A 17,768-nucleotide genomic window follows, 5' to 3' on the forward strand; every position below is an offset into this window, starting at 1 on the left:
CTGGTCGGGAACTACGGGGCTTGCTCTAGCTGCGCTGAATAGACCTAGTACTACGGTGTATTACCGCAGACGCATTATATCGTTAATGCTAATAATGGGGCTGATAGCTATCTCCATCCCGCTAATAGGTTCACTGACCCATCCCGGTAGTAGTATCTGGTTTAACGTGGCATTGATTAGCCCCACATTACTGGCGCTCCTCTATCTGGGAGAGATGTTGCGGACTTCTAACTCTTGCGATTGACGACTCTGGCTTTTGACCCGGTTCTGAATATGCCTTCGGGAATACACTAGTAAATTAAGCACTAAATAGACGCCGCAAAAAAATACCCCGCACATGGCGGGGTATTTTTCGTTCAACGCTAAGCCTTACAGCCCATCAAGCATCGCCTTGTTACGCACAGCACCCTTGTCGGCACTGGTCGCCAGCAGGGCATAAGCCTTCAACGCCGTGGTCACTTTACGTGGACGCACTTCAACCGGTTTCCAGCCTTTCTTGTCCTGCTCGACGCGGCGCGCGGCCAGTTCTTCATCGCTGACCAACAGGTTGATCGAGCGGTTTGGAATGTCGATCAGCACTTTGTCGCCGTCCTGCACCAGGCCGATCGCGCCGCCGGCAGCCGCTTCAGGCGATGCGTGGCCGATGGACAGGCCCGAGGTGCCGCCGGAGAAACGGCCGTCGGTGAGCAGGGCGCAGGCTTTGCCCAGGCCTTTGGATTTCAGGTACGACGTCGGGTAGAGCATTTCCTGCATGCCCGGGCCGCCTTTCGGGCCTTCGTAGCGAATGATGACGATGTCGCCTTCCTTCACTTCGTCAGCGAGGATGCCGCGTACGGCACTGTCCTGGCTTTCGAAGATCTTCGCGTTGCCTTCGAACACGTGGATCGACTCGTCGACGCCAGCGGTTTTCACCACGCAGCCGTCCAGGGCGATGTTGCCGTACAGCACGGCCAGGCCGCCTTCTTGCGAGTAGGCGTGCTCGACGCTGCGGATGCAGCCGTTTTCACGGTCGTCGTCCAGGGTGTCCCAACGGGTCGATTGGCTGAACGCGGTTTGCGTCGGGATGCCCGCAGGACCCGCCTTGAAGAAGTGATGCACGGCTTCGTCGTTGGTCTGGGTGATGTCCCACTTGGCGATGGCTTCTTCCATGCTGCCGCTGTGCACGGTCGGCAGCTGGGTGTGCAGCAGGCCGCCACGGGCCAGCGAGCCGAGGATGCTGAAGATCCCGCCCGCACGGTGCACGTCTTCCATGTGGTACTTCTGGATGTTCGGCGCGACCTTGCACAGTTGCGGCACGTGACGGGACAGGCGGTCGATATCGCGCAGGTCGAAATCGATCTCGGCTTCCTGGGCGGCGGCCAGCAAGTGCAGGATGGTGTTGGTGGAACCGCCCATGGCGATGTCCAGCGTCATGGCGTTTTCGAACGCCTGGAAGTTGGCGATGTTGCGCGGCAACACCGACTCATCGTTCTCGCCGTAGTAACGCTTGCACAGCTCGACGATGGTGCGGCCGGCCTGCAGGAACAGCTGCTCGCGGTCGCTGTGGGTGGCCAGGGTCGAACCGTTGCCCGGCAATGCCAGGCCCAGGGCCTCGACCAGGCAGTTCATCGAGTTGGCGGTGAACATGCCGGAGCACGAACCGCAGGTAGGGCAGGCGCTACGCTCGTACTCGGCAACCTTCTCGTCAGAAGCGCTGGAGTCGGCGGCGATCACCATGGCGTCGACCAGGTCGAGACCGTGGCTGGCCAGTTTGGTCTTGCCGGCTTCCATCGGGCCGCCGGACACGAAGATCACCGGGATGTTCAGGCGCAGGGAGGCCATCAACATGCCAGGAGTGATCTTGTCGCAGTTCGAGATGCAGACGATGGCGTCAGCGCAGTGGGCATTGACCATGTACTCGACGGAGTCGGCGATGATCTCGCGGCTCGGCAGCGAATACAGCATGCCGTCGTGGCCCATGGCGATGCCGTCGTCGACGGCGATGGTGTTGAATTCTTTTGCCACGCCGCCAGCGCGTTCGATTTCGCGGGCGACCAGTTGCCCCAGATCTTTCAGGTGCACGTGGCCCGGCACGAACTGGGTAAATGAGTTGGCAATGGCGATGATCGGTTTTTTGAAGTCGTCATCTTTCATCCCCGTTGCGCGCCACAGTGCGCGGGCGCCGGCCATGTTGCGGCCGTGGGTGGATGTTTTCGAGCGGTAATCAGGCATGAAGCACTCCGGGCGGCTAATCAGGTATCAAAAGGGAAGTGAGCTTCTATTGACGTCTGGAACACTCAGAAATGGCCGGGTGTCCGGAAGTTGCCGATAACTTTGCGGGATCGCCGCGCGCTTCAGCTTGAGCTCATAAACCCGCCGGGGATGACTGGCGATGAATGTCGCGATTCTACACGGCTGGCGGCTGGAGGGAATGCCTGCACGCATGCAGTCAGCATCCACAAGACGCACGGACGGCCCCTTGTAGGAGCGAGCATGCTCGCGAAAAACCTGAGAGCGCAGCCGGGTGTCAGGTTTCCAGCGTTATCGTTGACGATCATCGCGAGCAATCGAGCGTCGACCGGCTGCTCCTACAGGGAGGCGTGTTTCATAGCCAGATGGCGTCCCATAGCGGGTAGTCGCCTATATGAGTTACATAACCAACTCGCAAAGGGTTGGCGATGATGTATCGGGCTGCTGCTTTCAGATCTTCCTCGCGACGCAGGGCTCGGCCGAAATAGCCCTTCTGCCATACAGGGGCACAATGGCCTCGCTTTTGACTAAGGAGTCGTGTGCAGTGGGATTTGGTGGTTTGCATCAGTTTAGGTAAATCACCGTTATGCAATTCAACCAGCCAGTGGAAGTGATCCGGCATGACTACCCAGGCGATAAACGTGATATAGCCGGCTTCCTGGGCACTTCTAAATTCGTGCACCAACAAGCGGCCAGTGCGCCAATCCTGGAACACAGGCTGTCGTTCATGGGTGACGGCGCTCAGGTGATAGATGCGGCCGGATTGTGGGTGACGGCCTTTGCGTAATCGATGGGCTTTGGTCGTATCGGACATTCCGTTGTCCTCTTCGATGATGTGAAGAGAAAGCGGTAGGCGAGGGGTGAGCGGTTGTCGTTTCGACAGTGGATCAGGATGTGTCCTGCACCTGTAGGAGCGAGCCTGCTCGCGATGAGCTCGAGAACGCCGCGGGGCGCCAGGCTTCCCGCGTTATCGTTGACGACCATCGCGAGCGTGCTCGCTCCTACAGGAGATGGCGTTAGCTGTTTGGCAGCAACCGGCAGGTGATGCTCTTGATGTAGCGGGTTTCCGGGATGGCCGGGTGCACCGGATGATCCGGGCCTTGGCCGCCACGCTCCAGCATCTGGATATTACGATCCAGGTGGCGGGCGCTGGTCAGCAGGATGTTCTGCAGGTCGTCTTCCGGCAGGTGCATCGAGCAGGAGGCGCTGAACAGGATGCCGTCCTTGGTGAGCAGGCGCATGGCTTGTTCGTTCAGGCGGCGGTAGGCGCCTTCGCCGTTCTTCATGTCTTTCTTGCGTTTGATGAAGGCAGGCGGGTCGGCCACGATCACATCGAAGCGCTCTTCGCTGGCCTTGAGCTCTTTCAGGGCTTCGAACACGTCGCCTTCGATGCAGGTCATTTTCTCGGCGAAGCCATTCAGCGCGGCGTTGCGCTCGACACCGTCGAGGGCGAAGGCCGAGGCGTCGATGCAGAACACTTCACTGGCGCCGAATGCAGCCGCTTGAACGCCCCAGCCGCCAATGTAGCTGTACAGGTCGAGCACGCGCTTGCCCTTGGCGTATGGCGCCAGGCGTGCGCGGTTCATGCGGTGGTCGTAGAACCAACCGGTTTTCTGGCCCTGGATAACCGGCGCTTCGAATTTCACCCCGTTCTCTTCCAGCGCAACCCATTCCGGCACCAGGCCGAACACGGTTTCGACATAGCGGTTGAGGCCTTCGGCATCACGGGCGGCGGAGTCGTTCTTGAACAGGATGCCGCTTGGCTTGAGCACTTGGGTCAGCGCTGCGATCACGTCGTCTTTATGGGCTTCCATGGTCGCCGAGGCGATCTGCACCACCAGGATGTCGCCGAAACGGTCGACCACCAGGCCTGGCAGCAGGTCGGAATCACCGTAGACCAGGCGATAGAACGGCTTGTCGAACAGGCGATCGCGCAGCGACAGGGCCACATTCAGGCGATGCACCAGCAGTGACTTGTCGAGTGGCAACTTGATGTCGCGCGACAGCAGGCGCGCACAGATCAGGTTGTTCGGGCTCATGGCGACGATGCCCAGTGGCTTGCCGCCAGCGGCTTCGAGGATCGCCTGGTCGCCGGCCTTGAAACCGTGCAAAGGTGTAGCGGCTACATCGATTTCGTTGCTGTAGACCCACAAGTGGCCGTTGCGCAGGCGACGGTCGGCGTTGGCTTTGAGGCGCAGGCTAGGCAGGGACATGACGTCGCTCCGGAAAAAAGAGCGGGAGTATACCGTGTTGCGCAAGCCCACGGCGCGGTGGGTGGACATGCGGTGAGTCAGGCCTGGACCAGATGAAACTGCAATCGGCGCACTGGCCCAGGTGTCGGATCCAATCCAGAAAAGTTAGAATCCGCGCCTGACCCAGAGTGTGTACCTATGTCCCAAGAGCTTACCGCCGAACAAATCCAGCAATCCTTGCAAGGCATCAGTGTGCCGGCCCAACCGCAGATCATGGTGGATCTGCAGATGGAGCAGTACATGCCCGACCCGGATCTGGATGTGATCGCGAAGCTGATTTCCCAGGACCCGGGCCTCTCTGGCTCCCTGCTGAAAATCGTCAACTCGCCGTATTACGGCCTGAGCAACAAGATCGCCTCGATCCAGCGCGCGGTGAATCTGCTGGGCAGCCGTTCGATCATCAACCTGATCAACGCGCAGTCGATCAAGGGCGAGATGAACGACGACACCATCGTTACCTTGAACCGGTTCTGGGATACTGCCCAGGACGTGGCGATGACCTGCCTGACCCTGGCCAAGCGCATTGGCGCTCAGGCCGGCGATGAAGCCTATGCCCTGGGACTGTTCCACGACTGCGGCGTGCCGTTGATGCTGCAGCGGTTCCCCAACTATATGAGCGTGCTGGAACAGGCCTATGCCAACGCCGGTCCCGATTACCGGGTGGTGGACACCGAGAACCAGGCATTCAACACCAACCATGCCGTGGTCGGGTACTACACGGCCAAATCCTGGCGCCTGCCGGATCACGTGTCTGCCGCGATCGCCAATCATCACAATGCCCTGGCGATATTCAGCGATGAGTCGTCGCGCAACAGCGCCCTGAAAAACCTGTTGGCGATCCTGAAAATGGCCGAGCACATTTGTGCGTCCTACCGGGTGCTGGGCAGCCAGCCCGAAGACCACGAGTGGAACAGCATCGGGCATTTGGTGCTCGATTACGTGGGCCTCTCGGATTACGATTTCGAAACCCTCAAGCAAACGATTCGCGACCTCGGCACTCACCGCTGAACGGCGAACCTCTTCTCACCGAGCGCCTGATCCGAGAGCACCATGCCTGAACTCCCAGAAGTCGAAACCACCCGCCGCGGGATTGCGCCGCACCTGGAAGGCCAGCGTGTCAGTCGGGTGATCGTGCGCGATCGCCGTCTGCGCTGGCCAATCCCCGAAGACCTCGATGTGCGCTTGTCCGGCCAGCGCATCGTACTGGTGGAGCGGCGCGCCAAATACCTTTTGATCAATGCCGAGGTCGGTACCTTGATCAGCCATTTGGGGATGTCGGGGAATTTGCGCCTGGTCGAAGCCGGCCTGCCGGCGGCCAAGCATGAGCATGTGGATATCGAGCTGGAATCGGGCCTGGCCTTGCGCTACACCGACCCGCGACGGTTCGGTGCGATGCTGTGGAGCCTCGATCCGCTCAACCATGAGCTGTTGATTCGTCTTGGGCCGGAACCGTTGACCGACCTGTTCGATGGCGAGCGACTGTTCCAGCAGTCTCGCGGGCGATCGATGGCAGTCAAGCCGTTCATCATGGACAACGCGGTGGTGGTCGGCGTTGGCAATATCTATGCGACCGAAGCGCTGTTCGCCGCCGGTATCGACCCACGTCGCGAAGCCAAGAGTATTTCCCGGGCGCGGTACTTGAAACTGGCGATCGAGATCAAGCGCATCCTGGCGGCTGCCATCGAGCGCGGGGGCACCACATTGCGCGACTTTATCGGCGGGGACGGGCAGCCGGGCTACTTCCAGCAGGAGTTGTTCGTGTACGGTCGCGGCGGTGAGCACTGCAAAGTCTGTGGCACGGGCCTGCGGGAAGTGAAACTCGGGCAGCGCGCCAGTGTGTTCTGCCCGCGGTGTCAGACCTGAAAAGCAAAAGATCGCAGCCTTCGGCAGCTCCTACAGGGGAATGCGATCTCTGTAGGAGCTGCCGAAGGCTGCGATCTTTCAAGCCTTCCCGGTAATCTTGCGGTACTTCTCCATCAACTGCTCTTCAGTCTCTGGATGGGCTTCGTCCAGAGGAATGCAATCCACCGGGCAGACCTGCTGGCACTGCGGTTCGTCGTAGTGGCCGACACACTGAGTGCACAGGTTCGGGTCGATCACATAGATTTCTTCGCCCTGGGAAATGGCGGCGTTGGGGCACTCGGGTTCGCAGACGTCGCAGTTGATGCAATCGTCGGTGATGATCAGGGACATGCTAACTCCAGCCGGGGCGGCAGGCCCGGGCGCAATAAATCAATGCGCTAATTGTGCCGCATTGGCGTCTGCGGTGCACGCAACTACGACGTACTGCAGGAGCCGGCTTGCTGGCGAAGGCGGTGCATCAGGTGCACCGCGTTGTCAGCAAGCCGGCTCCTACGGATCAGGATTATTTCTTGAAGCGCTGTGTGAGGGCGTCCGCCACTATCGGGTGTACGAACTTGGTGATATCACCGCCCAAGGCTGCGATTTCACGAACCAGCGTCGAGGAAATGAACGAATAACGCTCGGATGGGGTAAGGAACAGGCTTTCCACATCCGGGGCCAACTGGCGGTTCATGTTGGCCAGCTGGAATTCGTATTCGAAGTCCGACACTGCGCGCAAGCCACGCAGGAACACATTGGCGTTCGTCTCTTTGGCAAAATGCGCCAGTAGCGTCGAGAAACCGACCACTTCAACGTTCGGCAGATGTTTGGTGACTTCGCGGGCCAGCTCCACACGCTGTTCCAGGGGAAACAGCGGGTTTTTCTTCGGGCTGGCGGCGACAGCAATGATCACGTGATCGAACAGGCGCGAGGCGCGTTCGACCAGATCGCCATGGCCCTTGGTAATAGGGTCGAAGGTACCTGGGTACAACACTCGGTTCATCGCGTCGTCCTGGCGGGAGTGCGTTGGGGATTCGGATGGTATCGCAGCCTAACCGGTCGGCCAAGTCGCCTGTTGGGTAAGAAAGCACTATAGACGATGGAAATAATCGTCTTTTTCACGGGTTTTTTAAACGTTCAGCCAAGGAAGTCGCCAGTTGCGCCGTCAGCCCATAGACCGACAACTGCGGGTTTGCGCCAATGCTGGTGGGGAAGAGCGAACCATCATGGATCGACAAATTACCCAGTTGATGATGCCGGCCAAGGCTATCGGTGACCGCATTTTTCGGGTCTTCGCCCATGCTGCATCCGCCCATCACATGGGCGCTGCCCAAGCGCGTGCGATACAACGCCAGATTGAGCCCGTCGATCAGCGTGCGCGCTTCGCCCAAGGTTTTAACGTAGCGAGCATCGGCGTGCATGGGCATCACGGCCTTGGCGCCCCCGGCGAACTGGATCTCGGCCATGCTGTGGAAGGCCCGGCGCAAGCCGTCCCAGACGTAGGGTGAAACCTGGTAGTCGAGCACTGGTGTAGCGTCACCGCGCAGTTGTACGCTGCCACCGGGACTGTCCGGGTGGAATCCGTCGCGCAGCAACGCCAGCATGGCGTGAGTGTGCGGCAGGTCAGCCATGTGCCGGGCATTTTCCTGGCCGAAGCCACCCAGCAGGGTGGCGGCCAGCGCCGGGTGCAGCGGCGGAACCTCCAGTTTGTAGCCAATCTTGCCGCTGGTGCCATCCTGCCATTGGAAATGGTCGGAATAGATCGACTGTGGCGCGCCATAGAACGGGTTGATGACTTCGTCGAACAAGCCGGCGGACATGTTCACCAGATGCAGAAAGGTGCGTGTGCCCAGCCGCTTGTGCGGGTCGGGCGCGTCGGAGCGCAGCAGCAGCGCCGGGCTGTTGATTCCGCCGCCGGCCAATACGTAATGCTTGGCCTTGACCCTGATACTGCGTCCGGTGGGCTCGACACAGCGCTCGTCCATCGCCACGCAGTGCAGTCCGGTGACGGTCTCGCCACTGATGATGAGTTTTTCCGCGCGGGCCAGATAAAGCAGCTCGCCGCCGTTTTCCAGGGTGGCCGGAATGGTCGTGACCATCATCGATTGCTTGGCGTTGGTCGGGCAGCCCATGCCGCAGTAGCCGAGGTTCCAGCAGCCGCGCACATTGCGCGGGATCACATGCCAGTTGTAACCGAGCTTTTCGCAGCCCTTGCGGATCACTTCGTTGTTCGCGTTGGGCGGGACCATCCACGGGGCGACGCCCAGGCGCTGTTCCATTTTTTCGAACCAGGGCGCCATTTCAGCAGGGGAGTGGCCCTTCACGTTGTGTTCCTTGGCCCAGTGTTCCAGGGTTGGCTCTGGCGTGCGGAAGCTGGAGGTCCAGTTGATCAGCGTGGTGCCGCCCACCGCCCGGCCCTGGAGGATGGTGATTGCGCCATCCTTGCTCATGCGACCGATGCCTTCCTGGTAGAGGCTGGCGTAGGCCTGGTCTTCGAGCAACTTGAAGTCGCTGCTGGTCTTGAGTGGGCCTTCCTCGATCAGCAGCACTTTGTAGCCGGCCGCACTGAGGATTTCGGCCGTGGTCCCTCCACCGGCACCGCTGCCGATGATCGCCACATCCGCTTCGAGGGTCAGGTCCTGGGTCAGTTGCGAGCCATCATGGGTTTTCCAGCCACGGGCCATGCCTTCGCGGAACGGGTCGGGTACGGGCATCTTCGGGTTCTCTTTTTATTGTTGGATGAAGTGGTGAAGCAGCTGGCGCCTTCGCGAGCAGGCTCGCTCCCACATGGGTACGCGATCTCTGTGGGAGCGAGCCTGCTCGCGAAAGCGTCGACGCGGTCTCAAACCGCTGGTGGCCCCGGATACCCGCAATGCGCCCATGACTCCTTGCGCCCATACCAGGCCATCATCACCAGTTGCAGCAATGAACTGTGACCCATGCGCAGCAGGCTCAACGAGCTGTTTTCCCAGCGATCGAGGAAGCGCCGGATATCCTCGGCACTGGCGTTTTCCCAGCTACCCCAGATCCCGGTCAGCGGCCCGCGGGTCACGGCCATGCCCAGCACATCGAACAATTGTCGAGTGAGCTTGAGCATTTCCGGAGACAGGTGGTCGAGGTTGTAATCGAGGCTTTTCAGGGTGCCCTCGACAGCCTCCGGCATGTTCGCGGCCGTGACTGCACCGTCGAGCATCACTGGGACAAGGGCGCGCAAAAACAGCAGGTCGCTACTGCGCAGTGCCGTGAAGCCACTGGCAGGCGCGCTCGATGAGCAGCCGCTGAGGCTGGCCCCCAACCCGGCAGTGGCAAGAAAGGCGCTGGCGCCGAGGCTGAATTTGAGCAGGCCGCGCCGTGACAGCGCGGGTGTTTCGGACAGGCTTGGGTGCATTATTGTTATTACCCGGCGGTGGCTATCGTTAGCGGATAAACAGCTTCTGGATCATTTTCTGAATGGCTTTGCCATAGGGCGGATAGATCAGCTTCGCCGCGTTGAAGCGCTGCTTGACCAGCACACCCTTGGCCTTGCTGAAGGTCAGGAAGCCTTCGTGCCCGTGGTAATGGCCCATGCCCGAAGGACCGATACCGCCGAACGGCATGTCATCCTGGGCCACGTGCAGCAGGGTGTCGTTGAGGCAGACGCCTCCGGAGTGGGTCTCGTTGAGCACACGGTTTTGCTCGCGCTTGTCGTAGCCAAAGTAGTACAGCGCCAGTGGGCGAGGCCGCTGGTTGATATAGGCGAAGGCCTGGTCCAGATGCTTGTAGGGAACGATCGGCAACAGCGGGCCGAAGATTTCGTCCTGCATCACCGTCATCTCGTCGTTGACGTTAAGCAGCAGGCTATGCGCCATGCGACGGCCTTGGCCTTGCTCGAACACTGGAATCAGCAGAGCACCCTTGCTGGTGGCATCGCTGACATAGCCCTTGAGTCGCGCCAGTTGTCGGTCATTGATGATCGCGGTGTAGTCCGGGTTGTCGGCGAGGGTCGGATAAAAACCGCGAACCGCCTGTCGATAGGCCTCCACGAACGCGCCGACACGATCTTCCGGCACCAGCACGTAATCCGGGGCCACGCAGGTCTGGCCGGCATTGAGGGTCTTGCCGAAAGCGATGCGTTCAGCGGCATCCTTGAGCGGTACGTCATGGGAAACAATGGCCGGGGACTTGCCGCCCAGTTCCAGGGTGACCGGCGTCAGGTTTTCCGCCGCCGCGCGCATCACGTGTTTGCCAATGCTGGTGGCGCCGGTGAACAGCAGGTGATCGAAGGGCAGGCGTGAAAACGCCACGCCGATATCGGCTTCGCCCAGCACCACGCAAACCAGGTCTTCGGGGAAGATTCGCGCGAACAACGCCTTGATCAGCAAACCGGTGGCCGGGGTCGATTCGCTGAGTTTGAGCATCACCCGGTTACCTGCCGATAACGCGCCGACCAAAGGCCCGATGGCCAGGTACAACGGATAGTTCCACGGCACGATGACCCCGACCACGCCCAGTGGCTGGTAGACCACCTTCGCCGACGCCGGCTGAAACGCGATACCGACTTTGCGCCGCGACGCGCGCATCCAGCCCTTGAGGTGGCGGCGGGCGTGGTGAATGCCGTGCAGGCTGGGCATCAGTTCGGCGAGCAAGGTTTCATCGGCACTGCGGTTGCTGAAATCCTGGCTGATCGCATCGATCAAGGCCTGGCGTTCGTTGTCCAGCAAATCACGTAGCGCCTTGAGCCATTGCTGGCGCTGGGCCGCGGGCGGCATCGGGTTGGCAGCATAGGCCGCGCGCTGTGCGTCGAACAGGGTCTGAAGCTCTTGCAGGGGCTGCTGGAGATTTTGCAGGTAGGAAATGTCAGCAGTCATGGTCGGCTCCGGATTTGTTGTAGTGAGAGCATTTCTAGAGTCTATACTCTAAAAAGTCAAATACCATCCTCGGCACCGCTTTGTTTTATCGCTCGCGGATAGGCCGTAAGATGCCCCTCATCGCACTCTGAATTTAAGCTCAAGCCATGGCCCCAAGGATAAAAACCAGCGAGCGCATCGTGCAGAACAGCCTGGAGCTGTTCAACCAGCAGGGCGAGCGCAGCATCAGCACCAACCACATCGCCGCCCACATGGAGATTTCTCCGGGCAACCTGTACTACCACTTTCCTAACAAGCAGGCGATCATCGCCGTGCTGTTCGGTGAGTATGAGAGTCTGGTAGACAGCTTCCTGCGTCCGCCACAGGGGCGCGCCGCCACGGTGGAAGACAAGCGTTTCTACCTCAAGGAGCTGTTGTCAGCCATGTGGCGCTACCGGTTCCTGCACCGGGACCTGGAGCACTTGCTCGACAGTGACCCGGAACTGGCGGCCCGCTACCGGCGCTTTTCCCAGCGCTGCGTGATTCAGGGCGCCGCCATCTACGAAGGTTTTGTTGCCGCCGGCATCCTGAAGATGGATCGGGTGCAGATCGAGTCCCTGACGATCAATGCCTGGATCATCCTCACCTCCTGGGTGCGTTTTTTGTGCACCACGCGGGAAAACTCCAGCCACCTCAGCGAACAAGCCATCAAGCGCGGCGTGTACCAGGTATTGGTGCTGGAGGCGGGTTTCGTCACGGATCAGGCTCGCGACGCGGTCGATGCGCTGTTTGAAGAGTTTTACGTGCCGTTGGCCCAGGCATTGGAAGAAGTATGAAATAACGAATGCTGCAGGATCGAAAACAGCCCATCACAGGAGCCCGTTATGCCCATTGCGCAACTGATCAGCCCGCAAGCACTGGACCTGAAAAAGGACCAGCCGGGGTTGGTGATTCTTGATTGTCGTTTTGCTCTCGAAGACCCGGATTACGGCCAGCGCAGCTACGCACAAGGGCACATCGCCGGCTCGTCTTTTGCCGATCTTGAGCGCGACCTGAGTGGCAAAGTGGTCAAGGGCGTGACCGGGCGCCATCCATTGCCCGAGCCGGCGGACTTGATCGAACGCCTGCAGGCGTGGGGCATCAACGCCGACAGCGAAGTGGTCTTGTACGACGACGGTCCGGGTGCCTTTGCAGCGCGGGCCTGGTGGTTGCTGGCCTGGTTGGGCAAGCGTGACGGCGTGTTTATCCTCGACGGCGGGCTTAAGGCCTGGCACGCGGCGGGCTTGCCCCTGAGCCTGGACCCACCGTCGAGTAGCCGCGGCACATTTACCGGAGTGCCGGACAACGCGCTGATCCTCAGTGCCGAGCAGTTGCAGGAGCGCCTGGCCCAACCCGCGCTGACCTTGCTCGATGCCCGTGCCTTGCCGCGCTTCAAGGGCGAGGTTGAACCGATCGACCCGATTGCCGGCCACATTCCTGGTGCGCAATGTGCGGCCTTCACCGACAACTTGGGCAGCGACGGGCGTTTCCTGCCAGCCGATCAGCTCAAGCAGCGGTTTGCCGCAAAACTCGGCGAGCGCTCGCCGGCCGATCTGGTGGCGTATTGCGGTTCCGGTGTGACGGCGTGCCATAACCTGTTCGCCCTGTGCCTGGCGGGTTATCCGTTGGGGTCGTTGTATGCTGGGTCGTGGAGTGAGTGGATCAATGATCCTGCGCGGGGCGTTGCCATCGGCGAGTAAAGATCAAAAGATCACAGCCTGCGGCAGCTCCTACCTGAGTAGGCCACTGTAGGAGCTGCCGCAGGCTGCGATCTTTTAGAGGCGCGCGCTGCGATACGCTCCAGGTCCAACCCCATACACCTGCTTGAACTGCCGGCTCAGATGACTCTGGTCGGCAAACCCCAGCTGTGTCGCGACGTCCAGCGGCAAACAACCACCCTGCAGCAACGCCCGCGCCCGAGCGATGCGTTGCTGCATCAGCCATGTGTGTGGCGGCATGCCGGTGGCGCGGCGGAACACCCGTGCGAAGTGGAAAGGCGACAAGTTCACCGTCGCCGCCAGTTCTTCCAGCGAAGGCGGCGCCGCCAGTTGTGCCTGCAGCAGCTCCTTGGCCAAAGTCACTGCCCGGTGCTCCTTGCCCGGTTTGCCGGCAACGGGAACTGCTGCGTGGCGTTGCAGCAGTGACAGCATCAGCTCCCGCCAGGCAGTCTGCTGCTGCAGGGCTGTGGCGGGGCTTTCCAGCAAGCGATGTAACTGACAAAAGCCGTTGACCAGGTCCTGGTCGCGATACAGCGTGGCGCCGAATGCCGGCAGGTGATGGGTCGGCAGTTCCAGCTCGGCCAACAGTGAAAGAATCTGCTCGCTGTCGGGATAAAACGCCCGGTACAACCAGCCGTCTTCCGTACCCTTGTGGCCTGTGTGCAGTTCATCAGGGTTGATCAGCACCAGTGTGCCACTGCCTGCCAGGTGTTCGGCACCGCGATAGCGGTAACGCTGGGCGCCGGCCATGATCATGCCGATCACATAGCCATCATGCACATGGGGGGCGAAACGGTGATCGATGTAGCGTGCCGACAACAGCTCGATCCCGGCCAACGGCGCCGTTTGCCAGAAGTGGATGGACTCGCCCTGGGTGTTGCCCATGGCCTAGCCGCGTCCCACGGTAGTCAGCCACTGCGGAATGCGCCGCTCCAGGTAGTACCCTGGTTGGCGGAACGTGCCATCGACAAATCCGACATGCCCGCCCCGGGCCTGCAATTCGAATTGCGTGCAGGCTGACAACTCGTCAGCCTGCGGCAGGCTGTGGGGAAAAACGAAGGGGTCATCGGCAGCCTGAATGATCAGGGTGGGTGTACAGATTTCGCCGAGGAAGTAGCGGCTCGATGCGCGACGATAGTAGTCCTGGGCATCCGCGAAACCATTGAGGGGCGCGGTCACCCGGCCATCGAAATCCCAGAACGTGCGCATGTTTTCCAGCGAGCCCAGCGCAGCGAGTGCCGCGAGACCCTCCTCGCGCCCGTCATGCTGAAACTGGCGTTGCTTGTTCTTGATGTAGGCCAGCATCTCGCGCATGAAATGCGCCTGATAGACCTTTGAGAAACCCTGGCCGATGCGGTCGGCGCACTGGTCCAGGCGAAACGGCACCGACACCGCCACCGCGCCGAGCACGCCGCTGGCACTGCCGGTTTCACCCAGATGCTTGAGCAGCACATTGCCGCCCAGGGAATAACCGACGGCATACAACGGTGCGAGTGGACGCTTTGCCCGCAGGTGCCTGATGGTTTCGGCCAGGTCTTCACTGGCGCCGGAATGATAGCTGCGCGGCAACAGATTGGGTTCGCCGGAGCAGCCGCGCCAGTTCAGCGCGACACTGGCCCAGCCCTGGTCGCCCAGCGCTTTCTGTATGCCGGCAACATAAGGTGAATTCGACGAACCGGTCAGTCCGTGCAACACCAGGACCAGAGGCGCATCGACAGTGTGCGGGCCATGCCAGTCAAGGTCGAGGAAGTCGCCATCCTCGAGCCACAGGCGTTCACGCTCGCGTTGCAGGTGGGTGGTTTTGCGCCACAGCGGCCCCCACAAGGTCTGCAAGTGCGGATTGCCGAGGCCGAAGGCTGGTCTGAAGGCGGGCGGTTCAGTGATCGTGTGGCGGGGTTGCACATCCGTTCTCGTTAAAGGTCTTCGTGAAACCGCACAATGACGCGGCCGGCTTGCGCCGCGACCGCGTCGTCATGGGAAATCTAACTTGCCACAATCTCGTCGGTTTCGCGACAGATGCCATCGGCCGCACTTTCCATAGGGGCTGGTAGCGGTTGCTGGTCGGCCTTGGGCCCCAGGATGACTGTGCTCCATTGCTCGCTGTCGAGATGTCGGATAAGTGCGTTCTTGACCGATGCGAGGTCCAATGCCAAGGCTTTTTCAGTGGAAAAGTCGAGGCTCAATGGTAAGTCGTTGACAGCGATGTCGCGCAGCTGCCCCACGATCTGTGTATTGGTGGTGCTGTTCAATGGCGCGCTGCCGGCCAGTCGCGTTTTGGTGTCATCGAGTTCTTCCTGGGTGGGGCCGTGGATCAGGAAGTCACGAGACATCTCCTTGATTTTTGTCATTACCCCATCGGCGACTTCCGGTCTGGTCTGCAGCTCGATTGTCATGATGCCTTGCGCCTGAAGGGTAGAAAGCCCGGCTTGAACGTCATAAGTGAGACCACGAAGCTCACGAAGTTCATGCATCAGCCGATTTGTGAAAATCTGGCTCGCCATCTGCAATGCAACATAGTCTGGACTGGCGCGCAGGACGCCTGGCTGGGCAAGGCGCACGTAAGCCTGGTTCGTTGGCCTTTGCAGCTGCAGAAAACCTGGAGAGGCGGGACTGTCCGGGGCTTTTATCGTGGCAACGGTGGGTCCCAGGGGTAATGCACTGGAAATCTGTGCGCCAATGCGCTGGGCTTCGTCCTCCGTAAGGTCGCCGACCAGCGTTATCATCGCGTTGCCTGCTGCGTACCCGTGGCGGTGGAAGTCCTGGACCTGATTGTGGGTGATGGCGGCAAGACCGTCCCTGGTCCCATACACGGACTGTACATAACCGTGTCCGGGGGACAGCAATCCCTGTAGGGCTTTATTGGCCTGGTAGGCATGGAACTGGTCCTCAGTGTCGAGGAAGTGCAGTAGCTGGGACTTCGCCACAGGCAGGGACTGTTCCGGCAATGAAGGTTTGCCAAGCATCTGGGCAAACAGCGCCAAGGCAGGAACACGTTGGGCTTCATCGCTCAAGCTGCGCAAGGAAAAGTTGGCCCGATCCTGAGTGATACCCATGCCCAGTCTGGCTCCCAGTTGGTCGAAGCTTTCCAGAATGGCATTGAGGTCCTTGCCATCCACGCCTTCATTCAAAAGGCTGTAGGTCAGGGCTGCCAGGCCAGGTTGATGGGGGGTGTGAGCGCTGCCGGCGGCAAAGCTGACATGCACGTCGAACATGGGCAGGCCGGGGGTGCGAATGAACAGGACCTTGGTTCCGGAAAGGGTCTTGTATCCCTTGATCGGTAGCGACCGCGCAACCGATTGGGCCTGAGGCTCATTCAGTGATTGCAACATGACTTTTTGTGGTGCGGTCATTGTGGTGGCAACAGCCGTAAGCGCCTGCCCGCTCATCAGCACGCCAGACAGTATTAGCCATATGCCTTTCATGAAGGGTGTGAACTTATCCATTGTTCTTCTCCGGCAGGATCCGGGCGATGCTCATCCGTTCGCGTGTCAGGTAAGTGATTGCAGCGTTTTGAATATCCAGGGGAGTGATCTTGTTCAGCTCATCCGTGTCCTGATCCGCCAACTGCCAGTCGAGGCCAATGCTTTCCAGCAGGCCGAGTGTACTGGCTTGGCCTTCCAGATCATCTTGTGCATAAACCGTGTTGGCGATCAGGATGGTTTTGGCCCGATCCAGTTCGGCCTTTTCCGGTGCCTTGCCTTTCAGTTCATCAATCGTTTGCCACAGGCGCGCAAGTGCCTGGTCTGGACTCGTGACCTTGTCGAGGTTGAGTTGAGTGCTGATGGTCAGCAACGAATCGCCGCGAGTGAAGGCGTCGTACCCTGACTGGACCTCGGAAAATATCGCTTCGCCAAACTGCAGTTGCTGTTTGATTCGTGCACTGTTGGAACCTGCCAACAGGATTTCGAGCAGGCGCAGGGCATGAGCGGTCCCGCGCTCTTGCGCAGTGGCCAGGCCAGGAATGTTGAAACTCATGATGAGCTGCGGAGCCGATATCGGGGCGTACAGGGTCAACGACCTTTCGCCGGGTGTGGACAATTCGACAGGTACGACGGCAACCGGCGTCGTGCGTCGATCCAGGTGATCGAAGTATTTCTGTGCCAACGCCTTGACCCCGTCAGGGGTGACATTGCCAACGACCACCAGCGTCGCATTGTTGGGTGCGTACCAGGCCTGGTACCACTGCTGCAGTTGAAGGGCCTCCAGCCGCTGCAGGTCGTGCATCCAGCCTATGACCGGGGTGCGATAGGCGCTGCTCAGGTAGGCGAGGCTTTCCAGGCGTTCGAGGCTCAGGGCTGAAACATGGTCGTCGATACTATTGCGACGCTCCTGCTTTATAACGTCCAGCTCCGTGGTGAAATCTTGCTCACGCAACCTGGCCGTACTCATCAGGTCGGCCATGATTTCGAACGCAACAGCCAGCCTGCCGGGGGCAAGTGTCTGGTAATAGACGGTGTAGTCCTTACCGGTAAATGCGTTTTCGTTGGCCCCGAGTTTCTCCAGTATTGCGGGAAACTCTCCGGCGCAGGCTTTGCTGCTGCCTTTGTAGACCATGTGCTCGAGGGCGTGGGACAGGCCGGACTGGCCAGGCGTTTCGTAGCTTGAACCGACTTTCAGCCAGAGTTGGGCGGTGACGGCTGCAGATCGATGATCTTCACGCACGACAACCTTAAGTCCATTGTCCAGGGTGAAAGCTTGAGTCAAAGGGGGTGATGCGGCGACAGCCAAGAGCGGCAGCCACCCGATAAAGAGCAACAGACATGTGCTGCAGGAGATGTTCATCCGTGTACATCCTCAGTGGTTTGCAGGTATTTGCACAAACCACTGTGGATTATCTGGAGGGTCGTCTGGCGGTAACTATG

The 17,768-nt window shown here is 60.1% G+C and carries 16 protein-coding genes; 4 read left to right on the forward strand and 12 right to left on the reverse strand.

What is annotated here, in order from left to right; genetic code table 11:
• Window positions 1-369 precede the first annotated feature (369 nt).
• The 3 genes from ilvD to PSUM_RS18565 all read right to left on the reverse strand — a co-directional run bounded on the left by ilvD (window position 370) and on the right by PSUM_RS18565 (window position 4,442).
• Window positions 370-2,211: a dihydroxy-acid dehydratase gene (ilvD, locus tag PSUM_RS18545; RefSeq protein ID WP_033044264.1), complete on the reverse strand. Its 1,842-nt coding sequence runs from the start codon at window positions 2,209-2,211 to the stop codon at window positions 370-372.
• A 373-nt stretch (window positions 2,212-2,584) separates the two neighbouring features.
• Window positions 2,585-3,043: an REP-associated tyrosine transposase gene (locus PSUM_RS18555; RefSeq protein WP_083349865.1), complete on the reverse strand. Its 459-nt coding sequence runs from the start codon at window positions 3,041-3,043 to the stop codon at window positions 2,585-2,587.
• A 202-nt stretch (window positions 3,044-3,245) separates the two neighbouring features.
• Entirely contained in the window at window positions 3,246-4,442 is a 1,197-nt protein-coding gene (locus tag PSUM_RS18565) for a class I SAM-dependent rRNA methyltransferase (protein ID WP_083349864.1), read from the reverse strand.
• Between the two features lie 231 nt (window positions 4,443-4,673).
• Here PSUM_RS18565 and PSUM_RS18570 point away from each other — a divergent pair, with 231 nt between their 5' ends.
• Window positions 4,674-5,489, forward strand: coding sequence for an HDOD domain-containing protein (locus tag PSUM_RS18570; protein WP_173667187.1), 816 nt, complete (start codon window positions 4,674-4,676; stop codon window positions 5,487-5,489).
• A gap of 42 nt (window positions 5,490-5,531) precedes the next feature.
• Window positions 5,532-6,344 carry a bifunctional DNA-formamidopyrimidine glycosylase/DNA-(apurinic or apyrimidinic site) lyase gene (gene mutM, locus PSUM_RS18575; RefSeq protein WP_020797347.1) on the forward strand — a complete coding sequence of 271 codons (813 nt, stop codon included), beginning with the start codon at window positions 5,532-5,534 and terminating at the stop codon, window positions 6,342-6,344.
• Window positions 6,345-6,422: 78 nt separating this feature from the next.
• Here the strand turns inward: mutM and PSUM_RS18580 are convergent, their stop codons facing one another.
• From PSUM_RS18580 to PSUM_RS18600, 5 genes are all read right to left on the reverse strand, one after another.
• On the reverse strand, window positions 6,423-6,674 hold the full coding sequence (locus PSUM_RS18580) for a YfhL family 4Fe-4S dicluster ferredoxin (protein ID WP_003195146.1): 252 nt from the start codon (window positions 6,672-6,674) through the stop codon (window positions 6,423-6,425).
• A gap of 172 nt (window positions 6,675-6,846) precedes the next feature.
• Window positions 6,847-7,326 (reverse strand): pantetheine-phosphate adenylyltransferase, encoded by a 480-nt coding sequence (gene coaD / locus PSUM_RS18585; RefSeq protein WP_008065062.1) that lies wholly within the window; start codon window positions 7,324-7,326, stop codon window positions 6,847-6,849.
• 115 nt (window positions 7,327-7,441) lie between these two features.
• Window positions 7,442-9,037, reverse strand: coding sequence for a GMC family oxidoreductase (locus tag PSUM_RS18590; RefSeq protein ID WP_083349862.1), 1,596 nt, complete (start codon window positions 9,035-9,037; stop codon window positions 7,442-7,444).
• A gap of 128 nt (window positions 9,038-9,165) precedes the next feature.
• On the reverse strand, window positions 9,166-9,711 hold the full coding sequence (locus PSUM_RS18595; RefSeq protein ID WP_020797349.1) for a hypothetical protein: 546 nt from the start codon (window positions 9,709-9,711) through the stop codon (window positions 9,166-9,168).
• A 28-nt stretch (window positions 9,712-9,739) separates the two neighbouring features.
• Window positions 9,740-11,170 carry a coniferyl aldehyde dehydrogenase gene (locus PSUM_RS18600; RefSeq protein WP_083349861.1) on the reverse strand — a complete coding sequence of 477 codons (1,431 nt, stop codon included), beginning with the start codon at window positions 11,168-11,170 and terminating at the stop codon, window positions 9,740-9,742.
• Between the two features lie 146 nt (window positions 11,171-11,316).
• On the opposite strand from PSUM_RS18600, the gene PSUM_RS18605 reads away from it, so the two are divergent.
• On the forward strand, window positions 11,317-11,985 hold the full coding sequence (locus tag PSUM_RS18605) for a TetR/AcrR family transcriptional regulator (protein WP_020797351.1): 669 nt from the start codon (window positions 11,317-11,319) through the stop codon (window positions 11,983-11,985).
• A gap of 48 nt (window positions 11,986-12,033) precedes the next feature.
• Window positions 12,034-12,888 (forward strand): sulfurtransferase, encoded by an 855-nt coding sequence (locus tag PSUM_RS18610; protein WP_020797352.1) that lies wholly within the window; start codon window positions 12,034-12,036, stop codon window positions 12,886-12,888.
• Between the two features lie 75 nt (window positions 12,889-12,963).
• Here PSUM_RS18610 and PSUM_RS18615 read toward each other — a convergent pair whose 3' ends face one another.
• The 4 genes from PSUM_RS18615 to PSUM_RS18630 form a co-directional block, all read right to left on the reverse strand.
• The gene (locus tag PSUM_RS18615) at window positions 12,964-13,791 is read right to left on the reverse strand and encodes an AraC family transcriptional regulator (protein WP_083349860.1); all 828 of its coding nucleotides are present in this window, start codon (window positions 13,789-13,791) and stop codon (window positions 12,964-12,966) included.
• A gap of 3 nt (window positions 13,792-13,794) precedes the next feature.
• Window positions 13,795-14,790, reverse strand: coding sequence for a hydrolase (locus PSUM_RS18620; RefSeq protein ID WP_083350197.1), 996 nt, complete (start codon window positions 14,788-14,790; stop codon window positions 13,795-13,797).
• 98 nt (window positions 14,791-14,888) lie between these two features.
• Window positions 14,889-16,349: a M16 family metallopeptidase gene (locus PSUM_RS18625; RefSeq protein ID WP_083349859.1), complete on the reverse strand. Its 1,461-nt coding sequence runs from the start codon at window positions 16,347-16,349 to the stop codon at window positions 14,889-14,891.
• Window positions 16,342-17,688 carry a M16 family metallopeptidase gene (locus tag PSUM_RS18630; RefSeq protein ID WP_033043041.1) on the reverse strand — a complete coding sequence of 449 codons (1,347 nt, stop codon included), beginning with the start codon at window positions 17,686-17,688 and terminating at the stop codon, window positions 16,342-16,344. Before PSUM_RS18630 ends, PSUM_RS18625 begins: the two co-directional genes overlap by 8 nt.
• Window positions 17,689-17,768: the final 80 nt, after the last annotated feature.

It is taken from the genome of Pseudomonas umsongensis (assembly GCF_002236105.1).
In the GTDB taxonomy this organism is placed as follows: Bacteria; Pseudomonadota; Gammaproteobacteria; order Pseudomonadales; family Pseudomonadaceae; genus Aquipseudomonas; species Aquipseudomonas umsongensis.